The 13,565-nt window shown below is 67.6% G+C and carries 10 protein-coding genes; 6 read left to right on the plus strand and 4 right to left on the minus strand.

Translation table 11 applies throughout. From position 1 onward, the window contains the following. Positions 1 to 194 precede the first annotated feature (194 nt). Entirely contained in the window at positions 195 to 2,243 is a 2,049-nt protein-coding gene (locus ABD978_RS33270; protein ID WP_345363609.1) for an NACHT domain-containing protein, read from the plus strand. Between the two features lie 109 nt (positions 2,244 to 2,352). Here ABD978_RS33270 and ABD978_RS33275 read toward each other — a convergent pair whose 3' ends face one another. After that, on the minus strand, positions 2,353 to 4,617 hold the full coding sequence (locus ABD978_RS33275; protein ID WP_345363611.1) for a choice-of-anchor Q domain-containing protein: 2,265 nt from the start codon (positions 4,615 to 4,617) through the stop codon (positions 2,353 to 2,355). A 188-nt stretch (positions 4,618 to 4,805) separates the two neighbouring features. Further along, a complete protein-coding gene (locus ABD978_RS33280; protein ID WP_345363613.1) occupies positions 4,806 to 4,934 on the minus strand; it encodes a hypothetical protein in 129 nt (42 codons plus the stop codon). Between the two features lie 203 nt (positions 4,935 to 5,137). Here ABD978_RS33280 and ABD978_RS33285 point away from each other — a divergent pair, with 203 nt between their 5' ends. The 4 genes from ABD978_RS33285 (at position 5,138) to ABD978_RS33300 (ending at position 9,763) form a co-directional block, all read left to right on the plus strand. Next, a complete protein-coding gene (locus ABD978_RS33285) occupies positions 5,138 to 5,803 on the plus strand; it encodes a GntR family transcriptional regulator (RefSeq protein WP_345363615.1) in 666 nt (221 codons plus the stop codon). A gap of 66 nt (positions 5,804 to 5,869) precedes the next feature. Then, positions 5,870 to 7,135, plus strand: coding sequence for an MFS transporter (locus tag ABD978_RS33290; RefSeq protein WP_345363617.1), 1,266 nt, complete (start codon positions 5,870 to 5,872; stop codon positions 7,133 to 7,135). A gap of 208 nt (positions 7,136 to 7,343) precedes the next feature. Beyond that, positions 7,344 to 8,351: a hypothetical protein gene (locus ABD978_RS33295; protein ID WP_345363619.1), complete on the plus strand. Its 1,008-nt coding sequence runs from the start codon at positions 7,344 to 7,346 to the stop codon at positions 8,349 to 8,351. A 284-nt stretch (positions 8,352 to 8,635) separates the two neighbouring features. Further along, entirely contained in the window at positions 8,636 to 9,763 is a 1,128-nt protein-coding gene (locus ABD978_RS33300; RefSeq protein ID WP_345363621.1) for a DUF6236 family protein, read from the plus strand. Positions 9,764 to 9,898: 135 nt separating this feature from the next. Here the strand turns inward: ABD978_RS33300 and ABD978_RS33305 are convergent, their stop codons facing one another. After that, positions 9,899 to 10,213 carry a gamma-glutamyltransferase gene (locus ABD978_RS33305; protein WP_345363623.1) on the minus strand — a complete coding sequence of 105 codons (315 nt, stop codon included), beginning with the start codon at positions 10,211 to 10,213 and terminating at the stop codon, positions 9,899 to 9,901. Between the two features lie 91 nt (positions 10,214 to 10,304). Here ABD978_RS33305 and ABD978_RS33310 point away from each other — a divergent pair, with 91 nt between their 5' ends. Next, positions 10,305 to 12,278 (plus strand): right-handed parallel beta-helix repeat-containing protein, encoded by a 1,974-nt coding sequence (locus ABD978_RS33310; protein ID WP_345363625.1) that lies wholly within the window; start codon positions 10,305 to 10,307, stop codon positions 12,276 to 12,278. 211 nt (positions 12,279 to 12,489) lie between these two features. On the opposite strand, the gene ABD978_RS33315 is transcribed toward ABD978_RS33310, so the two are convergent. Continuing rightward, positions 12,490 to 13,395 carry an NADP-dependent oxidoreductase gene (locus tag ABD978_RS33315; RefSeq protein WP_345363627.1) on the minus strand — a complete coding sequence of 302 codons (906 nt, stop codon included), beginning with the start codon at positions 13,393 to 13,395 and terminating at the stop codon, positions 12,490 to 12,492. Between the last annotated feature and the right edge of the window lie 170 nt (positions 13,396 to 13,565).

Consider the following 13,565-nt stretch of genomic DNA (forward strand, 5'->3'; position numbering starts at 1 on the left):
TGCATGTGGGCGGGGACGTCCACCAGGTCGTCAACGTGACGCTGGAAACGGAACTGGACACCGCGGCGGCCCTGCTGGCGGCGAGGGTCCGATCCGACCTGGAGACCGAGGTAGGGCGCCAGCAGCTCAGCCGGCCACACCCGATCGCCGTACGGTGGTCGCCCACCGGCCGGCCCGTCCAGGGCCCTGAGACGGTGGTCACCCGACAGCAGACACGGCCGGACGACGACGTCAACCAGATCGCCGAGTTCGTCCGTGGCCTGCCACGGCGGCAGCTCGTGGTGCTGGGCGCGCCCGGATCGGGCAAGAGCGTGCTGGCGCTGCTTCTCGCCCGCGACCTGGCGCGCGACCTTGGATCGGGAGAGCCGGTGCCGGTGCTGCTGCCGTTGTCGTCCTGGCGGCCGGAGATCGGATTGCGCGCCTGGATGGCCGAGCGCATCCTGGCGCTTTGTCCCGATCTCGCGGCCGACCACGGCAGCGGCATGGCGCTGCGGCTGATCGGGCAGGGCCGGATCATGCCGGTGCTCGACGGCCTGGACGAGCTTCCGGCGTCGCTGCGCGCACGCGCCATCGAGGCCATCGACACGGACGTGGCGGACGGCGTGCCGCTGCTGGTGACGTGCCGCGGCACCGAGTATGAACGCACCGTGCTCGCCAGCGGCCAGTACCTCACCCGCGCCGCCGTGGTGGAGCTGGAGCCGGTGGCGGCCGATATCGCGGAGGCCTTCCTGCGTGCGTCGTCCCCGCCGCAGAACGACCGCTGGAGGCCGGTCTGCGAACGGCTGCAGCGCGAACCGGACTCACCGCTGCGCCATGCTCTGTCCAACCCGCTGATGCTGTATCTGGCGCGTACGGCCTACCGGGCGGAGGGCAAGGATCCGGGCGAGCTCCTGGACGAGACCGAGTTCGGCACCGCGGAGGCGATCGAGAGTCACCTGCTGAAGATCTACATACCGACCGTGTACGCGGAGAACGCCCGGCGCCGCTACGGGCCTCGCCAGGCCGGCCGATGGCTGGAATTCATCGCCCGCCAGATGCACGAGCGGGACACGGTCGACTTCACCTGGAGGCAGGTGTTCTTCCCGTTCATACTCTCGCCATTCCTCCTGGCCTGTGGGGGCGCCTTCTGCTGGTTCTTCTCGATGTTGTTCGGACGTGACGCGGGATTGCTGAGCCTTGTCCCCGCCGGTGTGGTGATCACCATCGCCGCGTTCCACGGTCCATGGTGGGACGGTTCCGGCTCGTCCGGTGATCCGAGGTCCGCGCTGCGCCGGCTCGCGATCGTGACCCTGGGAGCGAGTGCCCTCGGCGCCGTGTCGGTCTCCGTGAGCGTGACCTTCTGGCTGCATGCCATGGTGCGCGTCCCGCTGGGGGCTGCGGTGTATCCCGGGATCGTGGCCGGGCTGGGATTCGGTGGCACGATCCTGCTCGGCTCGAACTGGGGTTCCTACATGGTGTCGCACGGATGGTACGGCCTGACCCGTAGGCTGCCCTGGCGGCTCTGGACCTTCGTCGAGGACGCCCACCGGCTCGGTGTGCTGCGCATGGGCGGTTCGGCGTACCGCTTCCGGCACGTTCGCCTGATGGAGCAGTTGAGCGGAGCCACTCGATCGTCCGAGCAGCCGGACGACTCGGACGCCGATGGCACGACGCGGCGGCGGCCCTGGGCGGACATGGTTTTCCCAACAATGGAACTCCTCTTTTTCATCGGACTGTTGATCATCGTGGTCGTTGCCCCCGCCATCATGATGGTGATGCCGGGGGGGTTCAGCGATCTGGAATATCGCTCTGGCGATCGACCCGCCGCGGTGAGCGGGACGATGTGTGACCCGGATAGAAAACCGGGAGACCACCCAATCTGCACAGACCATTCCGTGATCACCTGGACGCTGCCCGCCCGCTCGGCCACCCACACGACCTTCGGCCCAAGCCACCGCATCGGCAATATGCACATGCCGGTCCGGGCCCTCTCCGGCAAGCTGAGGGCCAGTGGGTGCACTGGTGCATCGGTACAGGTCACGATGGTGGTGACGGGAGTACGGCTGCCGCCGTTCGTCATGGGTGCGGGAGAGAAGATCTCCCTCGGGGACCGGGCCAGGCTCCCCGAACACGCCCCCGACGCCGGACCCGTGGAGATCACCTTGCGCAGGCTGGATCAGCGGCCCTGCGCACTCCAGCTCGTTTGGGCCCGCTTTGGCACGATCCCCGATCTGTATGAGCACATCAGGCGGCGGCTGTCCTGACCGGTGCCGAGGCCGTCTGCGTGGACGATCCGGTCTTCGAACGACCAGCGGATCCACACAGCCCGCGCCGCCGGTTCGTGGGCCGGCGGCGCAGAGGCCGCGCACGATGTCAGCGGGTGAACTCGTACGGTCCGATGTCGACGCCACGGCCGACGGGGCGGGCGACGCCGTCGAGGTCGTCGGCCGGTGCGCCCGTCGTGGTTCCGGCGTCGACGCAGGGGCTGGCCGCCGTCAGGTGGTAGTCGCCCGTGCCGTCCGCCGTGTAACGCACGAGGCGGGGATCGGCGTCGAGCGTTCCGGAGGTGTTCGGCGGCGTGAACTCCTTGCTGTTGTCGAGCCCGTACCTGCCCTTGTGGTTGTCGAAGAAGAGGTTGTTCCGGTACTGGTTGTGCGGGCCGTTCGCGTCATCGCGCACGTTGATGCCGTACATCGCGTTGTCGCGCACGATGTTGTTCGTGATCACGAAGTGGTCCGCGGTCGAGTCGCCGCCCGTGATGTAGATCCCGTGGTTCGCGTTGGCGAACGACAGGTTGTTCGCGATCGTGGCACCCTTCGCGTTGTGGTTGAAGCGGATGCCGCTGCCCGACGTCTGCGACACGATGTTGTTCTGGACGACGTCCGCGCCGCCGGACGGGTAGATGCCGTGGACGTACTCGCAGGCGGTCGGATAGGGGCCGACGTGGTCGACACGGTTGCCGAGGAAGGCGTTGTCGGAGGCCGACGCGTCGTCGCCGATGGCCTGCCCGCCGGGGCTGCCGTCACAGTCCTTCGACGCGAGGTGCGTCAGCACGTCGTGCACGTGGTTTCGCTGGATCACGTTGTGCCGGCCCCAGATGAGGACGCCGCTCCACGCGCCTCCCGCACCGCTGATGTCGAACCCGGTGACGCGTACGTAGTCCCCTCTGCTCTCGAAAGGGAAGGCGGAGGTCTTCGGGGCGATGACCGCCTTCCCCGGGTGCTCGGCCTCGAACGTCAGGTATCCGCCCGCGTGCCCGCTCTTCGTGGTGCTGACGGACTCGGCGTAGGTGCCGTCGGCGACGTGCACCGTGGCTCCGGTGCCGCCCACCGTCAGCCGGTCCGCGGCGTGCTGGATCGTGGCCCACGGGTGGGCCCGCGTGCCGTCTCCCTTCGCGTCGTCGCCGTCGGGGGCGACGTAGTACTGGTTCCCGGTGGCCTTGGGAACGTCCGGAGTGGCGGCGGACGAGTTCTCCGCGGGCGACGGGGTCCCGGCGGGCGGTGACGCCGGGGGCGAGTCCGTGCCGGAGGAGGAGTCCTGGCCGGACGACGGATCCGTGCCGGACTGCGTGCCGGATGGCGGCTCGGTGCCCGGTATGGGCGATGCGGGCTGCGACGGCGGCTCGGCCTTCGGCCGCGTCACCGTCGACGAGTTCGTCATCGCCTGGTGGAACGCCCGGCCCTGGGCGGTGACCTGGCCGGCGCCCGTGACCAGGCCGAATCCTCCGTGGTCGGTGGCGGTGTAGATCATCGCTCCGGCCGGCGCGGGACGGAGGCCGCGCATCCGGTCGATCGCCTTGGTCGTCCACGACGCGAGGTAGTCGGCGTTCCCCGCCGTATAGACGGGGCCGGCGGCGCTGGAGTCGGCGTTCCACTCGGTGATGAAGTACGGCAGTTGCTTGCCGATCTTCCCTTGGACGGTCATCTCGACATCGGTGACGTGCGTCTGCCAGTTGGCGAGATGGCCCTCGCAGGTCTGTTTCCAGCCGGAGTCCCCGGCGGTGCCGCAGACGTACTCGTGCCAGGACAGGAAGTCCGGCTCGGGCATCGCGCCGGCGACGAAGGCGCCGATGTACTTCACGTAGTCGTGGTCGACCCGCCAGGAGGCCGGCCCGACGTAGCGGTACGCGGCCTTCGGATAGCGGCTCTTCAGAGCCGGCACGACCGTGTTCCAGGCCACCGTGTAGTCGGCGGCCGGTACGTCGGTGCCGGGCAGATCCGGCTCGTTTCCGAACTCCAGGTGGGCGGTGCCGTCGCCGAACACCTGGTGGATCAGGTCGAGCAGGTGCAGGTCGGTCTTCTTCACGTCGTCGGCGGTCCGGCCGGAGCCGGGCCCGCGCAGGATCAGCATCGGTGTCGCACCGATGTCCCGTACGGCGCGCATGGCCGACAGCAGCTGGTCGTCACCGACCGGCGCGCCGTTCTTCGAGAAACGATCGCGCAGCGGCACCCGTACGATCGGCACGCCCCAGGAGCGGAACAGCTCACGGGTGGCCGGCCGGGTGACCATCGCGTCGCCGGGGCCGAAGAACGACATGTTGACGCCGAAGAGTGGATCGGCGGTGGTCGGCGTCGTGGTGCCGCGGGCGGTGGGCACCACCGTCGAGGCGACGGCGACCAGGAGCGCGAGAGCGAGCATGAGGCGGATGCCGAGTCGACGCGATGCGCCAGGGGACGGTCCGGACATGAGAGGCCTCCTCATCGGGGGAATCGACGGCCGCTCGGCGGTGGGCGCGGAGCGGCCGACAGGGATCGGGGTCGGTGCGTTCGTGCCGGGCCCGCCCGGTGCGGGACGCGCACCGGGCGGGGTCCAGGCCGATGGGGGGCTCAGCCGCAGGCGATGGATCGTGCGATCCCGCCGGTCGAGGCCAGGGCTGCGGTGAGGGCGGCCAGGAACGCCTTCCGCCAGGAGGACGTTTGGACGGCCGGCACGGTGCGCGCGCTTCGAACGGCCATGGGGTCTCCTCTCCAGGAGCGCGGATCGCGCTCCACCCGGGGTCGGACACCCACAGGTTCAACCGGAGAGGACCGCCGGAACAGGGTTCCGCGTTGATCTTTCGATTGTTGGTTTGGTGGATTGTTCGGCGCGATGTTCTCGCAGGTCAGTCGCACTTACTCGGATAGATACAAGCTTGCATCCATGGTGCTACCCTTCTCGTATGTCCGGCCCCGCGAAGCGTCCGTCCGCCGCTCACACCGCGTACACGGTGACCAAGGAGCTGATCCTGTCCGGTGAGCTACCGGGCGGCAGCCTCATCAGTGAGGGAGAGATCGCCGAGCGGGTGTCCGTGAGCAGGACCCCGGTACGGGAGGCCTTCCTGCGGCTGGAGTCGGAGGAACTGCTGGCGCTTCATCCCAAGCGCGGCGCGGTTGTCGTGCCGGTGCCGCCGGGAGAGGCGGCGGACGTGCTGGAGCTGCGCCTGGCGCTCGAGCGGTCCGCGGCGGAGCGCATCGCACGTACCGGCCTACCGGACGAGCATCACGGGAAGATGCGGGGCCTGCTGGCGCGTCAGCGCGCTCTCGCCGAGGTGGCGGACGTCGACGGATTCGCCGACGCGGACGAATCGTTTCACCGGTGCATCGTCGAAGCGTCCGGAAACCGGCTGGCCGGCCGTTTCTACGCCACTCTGGGAGACCGTCAGCGGCGGATGAGCATCTTCGCCCTGCGCCCGCGGCCGGAGCGGCTGTCCCTGCTCGCCGACGAGCATGAGGCCCTGCTGGAGCTCCTCCGTGCCGGCGACAGCACGGCCTTCGCCTCGACCCTGCTCGGTCATCTCACCGCGACGCACGGCCGGCCGCACCCGGCCGTCCGCGACGCCGACTGAAACCCCCGACGGTCACGCGCGCCCTCACCGTACCCATCACCCAGTACGCGAAAGTCTGTCTTCCCCATGCTCGAAAGCCGGCAAGCCGCCCGACCGTCTGCCACCGCGTCCCGGCCGGACTCCTGGCGGATCGTCGCCGCGGCGATGTTCGTCTGTGGCTGGGGCGGCAACCAGTTCACCCCGCTCCTGCTGATGTACCGCCGGCTGGGCGGCTACTCCGCGCTCAGCGTCGACGCCTTCCTCGGCGCGTACGTCGTCGGGCTCGTGCCGGGACTCCTGCTGGCCGGGCCGGTCTCGGACCGGCGCGGGCGACGCCCCGTGCTCGTGGCCGGCACCGTCGCCTCGGCCGTCGCGAGCCTGGTGCTCTGCTTCGGCGGCCAGAGCGCCTGGGCCATCTACGCGGGCCGGCTGATCACCGGCGTCGCGGTCGGCATCGCCATGGCGGTGGGCAGCAGTTGGGTGAAGGAGCTGTCGACCGAGTCGGACAGTGGACTGGCCGCACGCCGCGCCGCACTGTGCCAGACGGCGGGATTCGGACTCGGCGCGGGTGTCGCGGGCGTGGTCGCCCAGTGGGGTCCGTGGCCCATGGTGACCCCGTACGCCGCCCACATTCTCCTCACCGTGGCGATCCCCGCGCTGCTCCTGCGGGTGCCGGAGACCCGGCCGCCGCTCCCGGACGCAACGGGTTCGCTCCGAGGGCTTCTCGCGGGCTTGGTGGCCGACCTTCGCGTCCCCGCACCGGCCCGCAGGCGGTTCCGGCTGGTGGTGCTGCCGATGGCACCGTGGGTGTTCGGCGCGGCCGGACTGGCGTACGCGGTCATGCCGCAGCTCGTCGGCTCGCGCGTGGGGCACTGGGGACTCGCGTACGCGACCGGGCTCACCGTGCTGACCCTGGGCATGGGCGCGGCCGCGCAGCCCGTGGCCAAGAGACTGCAGGGCGGAGCGAGGAACCGCACCGGGCGGGCTCCCGTGGCGGCGATGACGGTGATGGTCCTCGGCGCGACGCTGTGCGCGGCGAACGCGGTGCTGCTGTCGCCCTGGCTCGCAGCCGTCACCGCGGCGATCCTTGGCGCCGGCTACGGCGTCGCGGTGGTCTCCGGGCTGCTGGACATCCAGCGCATGGCCGGCGCGGACGACCTGGCCGGCCTCACGGGCGTCTACTACACGCTCGCCTACGCGGGCTTCCTGCTGCCGACCGTCCTGGCCACCCTGTCGACCTGGCTCTCCTACCCGGTCATGCTGACCGCGGTGGCCGCCGCGGCCCTGATCTGCCTCGTCCTCGTCGTCACCGGCACCCGCGTCACGGCGCCAACGCCCCCGACGCAAAGCTGAGCGTCTCGCCGGCGCTGTTCAAAACCCATTGCTTCGGAAGGAGCTGGGCGTGTTTCGGTGCCTATTCAAAATCGTGGCGAGCGAAACCGACGACTCCGTTTTTCCTGATCTGCTCCGACCAACTCCGACGATCGGCCGCATGTGGTCATTGTGCGTGGTTGCCGCCATGAGCGGTGCGGGTCCTTCAGCACCGCCTAGTGTTGCCCGCATGCCTTTGACTCGACGCAGTGTCTTGTTCGGTTCGGCCGCCTTTGCGTTCGGCCTGGCGACAACCTCATGCGGCCGTGCCGGTTCCCCCAGTACACATGCCGGCTCTCCCGGAAAGAGTCTCGGCTCCCCCAGCACAGACCCCAGCGCGCCCATCGGTGAAGAGGTCGTCGGCGCCCTGCGGGGCCTGGCGAAGGAAGTCGGGCGGGAGACCTTTCAATCGGTGGAGGTGTCCACCGATCCGCGGTTCGACAGGACGCTGAACGCCGACCTTCTGATGGTCGATGGCAGCGTGCAGACATTCACCTACAACCACAGCTGGAAGAAGGGTGACTACGACGCGAAATCCGAGTTCACATCACCGGCGTCGGCCCGTATCGACGAACTGCCGCTGGAACACCTACAGGCCTACCTCAATGTCCTGCGAGGGGAGGCTCACGACATCACCTTCAAAGTCGACTACGTCGGGAGAGTCCAGGTGACGGCACTCGTGAACACGGACGAGGTGGGGCTCAAGCTGGACGGGACAGGGACCGTTCCCCATTGTGATCCCGATAAGGTGGCCGGAGTCAAGTCGGCCGTCGCCGAGATGGTTGCCGTCTACGGCCGCGCGGCCGAACGGGTCGGTTCCTTCAACGGTTTCGTCCATATGGACGCCAATGTCGCCGGCTGCCGTGCACCGGTGCGCATCGTCCGGCGTCAGAAGGAGGCGGCGCAGGCCGACATCGTCCAGGACAAGTTGTTCAGCCGGAGCGAACTGTTCGATCCGCGCGGCTTCGATCCGACGATGGCCGTCACCCGCAAGGCGACCATCGCCAAGGAGGCCGGTGTCAAGGGAGAGGTCTGGGACTGGGAGTACCGGCGACCACCGAAGGGCGGCGAGCCACTGGTCTCGTACGGCATCGGACCGAAGGGCTCGAGCACCCGGGTCTGGCTCGACGAGAAAGGGAAGATCACCGCGATAGTCGCCGGGGAATGCAAGAGCGACAGTGGTTGGTGTCCGGAATGAACCGGAACCATCATTGACGCCGCCAGCGACGTACCAGACCCGACGAATCGGTCATCGCCCCGTCAACGTGACCACAACGGCGGCAGTGTCACCGCGAAGCCGAACGCGGGCGAGGGGTGGTTGCCGTGACCGCGAGCGGTACTTCTATGACGCTGATGAGGTCGCCGGCTTCCACGCCGACTTTCGGCAGATGATGTCGCGTTCATGTCGTTGACCCCGGCAGAAGGATGCGAACTTGCGCATAGTAGGTGCGGCCGCGTCCATCGACGATGATAATGAAGAACATGTCGACGAATACGCTGTACTACCCGTGGATGCACTTCCAGGATGAGGGTTGGCTTAAGCTAGCGCTGCTGACATGGGACTCCATGGCACGGGTACGGGCGCGTGACGTCGACGACCGGGATAGCGACACGGTCCGCCAGGTCATACAAGAAACGAACTTCCTCAAAGAGATCACGCCGAGCCACCGCGACCTCGAAGAAGTGAACGCCGCATTCATGGAAATCTTCGAGATAGCCGGCGACCAAATCGCCACGCGATTCCGTCATGATCAGGCAGACTGGGCCAAAGAGTATGCCGCTTACGAGCCTCCCGTCAGCCAGCGTCCCCGTTCGCCACGGAACGATCTGACGTGGATCTATTGCGGTCCGGCGGGCCCCAAGGTTGCTTACGTCCTTCAAGAGCAGTTGTTGATGCGTGGAATGGCGGTTTACCATCAGGGATCCTGGCTGGGCATGCGACCAAAGCTGGCGTCAATTTACCTCGCCGCTCTAGCAGACGCGATCGCGCGCCATAACCGGATCTCACCCGTTACCGATGACGTACGCGTTCATCATGCGGTCGGTGCGGTGGATCGATTGGCTGAGCTAATGCTCAACGATGACCACAAAGCAAGTGCGCTGCAGAATCCGCGCGAAGCCTACATTCACCTGGCATTGAACGCGGTGATCGTACCTAAACAGCTGACACACATTCCGGTCCAGAAGATCATAAGGTTTCGCAATGATCACGCAGCTGAACTAGCGGCCTTTCACGAGCATGTCGCGGGGCTCGCGGATGAGTTGCTCGAGATCGCCGAGGTGGAGAACTTGGACATCGCGCAGGCACATCTACAATCAATCTTTCAAAAGAGCACCAAGCCTCAACTGGATGATCTGCGGCGGGCGTTGCGAACTTTCGGTATTGACTCTGTAGTGGGAAGTCTTGGGCTGAAGTTCGACGCCCAAGCCGCAGCAGGGACGTTCCTCGGAGGACTCGCGGCCGCGAGCGGTCACCTGACTGTCGCCGGGGCTTCGATAGGCGTCACAATCGTTCCCTACCTAGCAGGAAAGTACAAGGGTTACCGAGAAGCGCGTCGAACTTCGCCGGTGGCGTACCTACTCGCGGTTGATCGGAAACTCACCGACTGATCCGGGCCCTACGGAACTGAAGAGCGGCCGAGCCGTTCTCCTGCGGACAAACGGCCATTCCTGACCTAGTGCGATGCAAGGCTAGGATCATCCTCAAGACGCAATTTTCACGCGGTCACGCGGCTTCGAGGGCGCCTACTCGGCGTGGGTCCACAGCCGTTCCCGGCCCGCCCAGGCGAGGAACTCCCGCAGCACCTCGGGCGCGAAGCCGGCCTCCAGCAGGTTGCCCGGCTCCCAGCCGCGCTCGGGCGAATGCGGGCGGGCGCCGAACCGCGGCGCCCGCACGGACTCCTCGATCGTCATACCGAAGTCCAGCAGGTTCACCACGTTCTGCAGCACGCAGGCGACCAGCGACACGGACGGCGACCCGGAGACCAACACCGGCCCGCCGTCCCGCAGGACGATGTTCGGGGCCAGGTGAACGCAGGCCCGCTCCCCCGGCTGCGGCAACCCCTATGATCATCTTCGCCAAGATCATCTTCGGGGGTCTGACGAGCGAGCTCCGATCGTAGGGGCTGGTCAGAATCGAAGAGGAGCAGGGATGGGCAGAAACAGGGCTGCCGCATGGGCGGCCTTCGCAGCGACGATTCTGACGGTGGCCGGCGCGACGCCGGCGAAGGCCGCCGCGGCCGAATCCGCGACCTATCCGACGACGCCACCCGCCGCGGTCTGTGGCAGCTCGTCGTTGAACGGTCCGGCGACCGCGCCCGCCGGCGCGGTCGTGGTCCCGGCAGGTGACAACAGCGGCGTGGACTTCCGGCTGGCGAACACCACGTACTACTTCCAAGCCGGTACGCACACGCTGGGCACCGACCCGTACGCCCAAATCATGCCCGGTAACGGTTCGACGTTCCTCGGCGCGCCCGGCGCGGTGCTGGACGGGCAGAAGCTGAACCACTACGCGTTCACCCAGCAGGCGACCGGCGTCACGATCCGATACCTGACGATCACCGGTTTCACCGCGCCGCACGATCAGGGCGTGGTCAACCACGACTCCGGCGACGGCTGGGTCGTGGAACACAACACGATCCGCGACAACACCGGCGCGGGGCTGATGGCCGGCGCCAAGAACGAGATCCGCGGTAACTGCCTGAAGGACAACGGTCAGTACGGCCTGAACGCCTACAAGACCGGCAACACCATCACCGACCTGGTCGTGGACGGCAACGAGTTCACCGGCAACAACACCGACGACTGGGAGCACCAGCAGCCCGGGTGCGGATGCACCGGCGGGATGAAGTTCTGGGCGGTGAACGGCGCCGACGTGACCGGCAACTGGATCCACGGCAACCATGGGCCAGGGATATGGGCCGACACCAACGACAACGACTTTCTCATCGAGGGCAACCTCATCGAGAGCAACGACTCGCATGCGATCTTCTACGAGATCAGCTACAACGTGGTGATCCGGAACAACACCCTGCGTGACAACGCCTGGCCCGCCGGTTCCGAAAAGGCGGCGAAGGGCGACCCGTTCCCGGTCGGCGCGATCTACCTGTCCGAGGCCGACGGTGAGCCGCGCCTGCCCGCACGCACCGGCAAGATCGAGGTCACCGGCAACCTGCTGGACAACAATTGGGGCGGAATCACCGCCTGGGCGAACGCCGACCGCTTCTGCAACAGCCCGGCCTCGACGACCGGCGACTGCACGTCGATCGTCGGTCCGAGCAACACCTCACAGTGCTCCGCGCCCGCCATCGCCGACGAACCGCTCTACACCGACTGCCGATGGTGGACGAAGAACGTCGACGTCCACCACAACACCTTCGACTTCGACCCCGCCGAGGTGAATGGCGGCTGCCCGACCCAGTACTGCGGGCACATGGGCCTGCTGTCCAACTGGGGTACGTACCCGGACTGGTCTCCGTACAAGGGCGACGTGATCCAGAAGTCGATCGTCCACGAGTCGAACAATTCCTGGCACGACAACACCTACACCGGGCCGTGGCAGTTCAAGGTCACCGACATGGGCAATCTGATCTCGCCCGCGCTATGGGTCGCGCCGCAGTACGGACAGGACGCCGGCAGCACGTTCGATGGCGTGACGCCCACTCCGCCGGCCATCGTCGAGCAGGACTTCGAGTCCAGCTCCGTTTCTCCGTACACGCCGTGGTACAGCGCGAGCGTCACTCACCAGACCGGTGACGCACACGGCGGCTCGGGTTCGCTGCAGATGACGACCGACCAGGCGTCCGGAAGCGCGATCCAGCTCGACAACTACCCCGGCTACACGGGTGTGGTCGCCGGCACGAGCTATCGGGCGTCGCTGTGGTACAAGGAGGCCGTGGCCACCATGCCGGCCGTCACGTGGAACGTGCGCTGGCGCGATGAGTCCGGCACCGTGCTGCGTACCGACCCGGTGACCCTGGCCCGGGAGACCACCTGGACCGAGGCGGCCGGCACGTTCACCGCACCAGCGGGCGCCACCCGCGTCGACTGGACCTTTACGTGGAACGCGAGCCAAACCGGGCCCGCGTTCCAGATCGACGACCTGGCAATGCGTCCGGCACCGTAGGTGTCGCGGCCGAGTCGCGAGTCAAAGGGCTCGCATATCCACTGAAGTAGAACCTCGGAGCCCGGATCACGAAGATGGGTGTCATGTGGGCGAAGAGGCGGCGGACCCGGGCGGTGCGGATCGTGACAGGAAGCGGTTTCGCGCCGGCCGACCGTGGAGTGGTGGCGAAGAGCCGGCGTCGTACCATTCCGCGAACGATCAAGGGCGTGCCTCAGAAGGTCACGGTGATCTTTCCGGCCAGGCCGCCTTGGCGGAAGCGTTCGTGTGCGGCCTGGATTTCGTGGAGGCCGAAGGTGGAGTGCACACGCAGCCGCAGTGAGCCGCGGTCTACGAGCTTGGTGAGCTCGTTCAGTCCCGCGCCGTCCTCGCGCACCTGGTTGACGGTGGTGCGGACACCGCGTGCGGACAGGTCGGGGGCCGGGCCGGCCTGGGTGGCGATCGACGCGTACCGGCCACCGTCGGCCACCGCCTCGGTCACGAAGGCCCCGAAGGTGTCGAAGACCGCGTCATAGCCGCGGTCCTGAAGAGTGCGGTGGTCAGTGGTGACGAGGTCGGCGCCGCGGTCGTAGGCGAAGGTGGCCTGCGCGTCCCGGGAGACCAGGGCGTCGACTTTGACTCCTCGTGCTCGGGCGATCTGCAGTGCCAATCCTCCGACCGCACCGGCGGCGCCGGCGATCAGCAGCCGCTCTCCGGCGGCCACCGCGAGCCAGTCCAGCGTCTGCCAGGCCGTCAGGCCGGGAAGTGGCAGGGTGGCGGCCTCGATCAGGCTGACCGCCTGCGGCGCGACGGCTACCGCCTGCGCCGGAAGCGCGACCAGATCGGACCAGGTACCCCGAGTGGAGCCGAGTTGATGCGACATCGCGATGACGCGTTCCCCGGCGCGCAGGCCGCTGCTGCCGCCGTCGACCACGATGCCGGCCAGGTCCCAACCGAGCGTCATCGGCAGCGGTGGCGTTCCCTCGCCGATGGCTCCCTCCCGCGTCTTGTCGTCAACGGGATTGATGCTGGTCGCAACGGTCCGGATCAATACCTCCCCGGGTCCCGGTTCAGGATCGGGGGCCTCGACGAGGGTGAGAACGTCGGGTGTGCCGAACCGGTCGATCTGTATGGCGCGCACGAAGAGCCCTTCAAACGACTACTGCTGACCCGCGCTGCAACGCTTGCGACAATCACCAGATTCCGCCGCCGCCTCGGCAGGCCGGCTCGCGACCTCACAGGTCACGATGACACCGGCGGGGGTTCGGCGGTCATACGGCCTCGACGGCGCCCACCCGGCGCACTAACACG

The organism is Actinoallomurus liliacearum, from assembly GCF_039542035.1.
Lineage (GTDB): Bacteria > Actinomycetota > Actinomycetes > Streptosporangiales > Streptosporangiaceae > Actinoallomurus > Actinoallomurus liliacearum.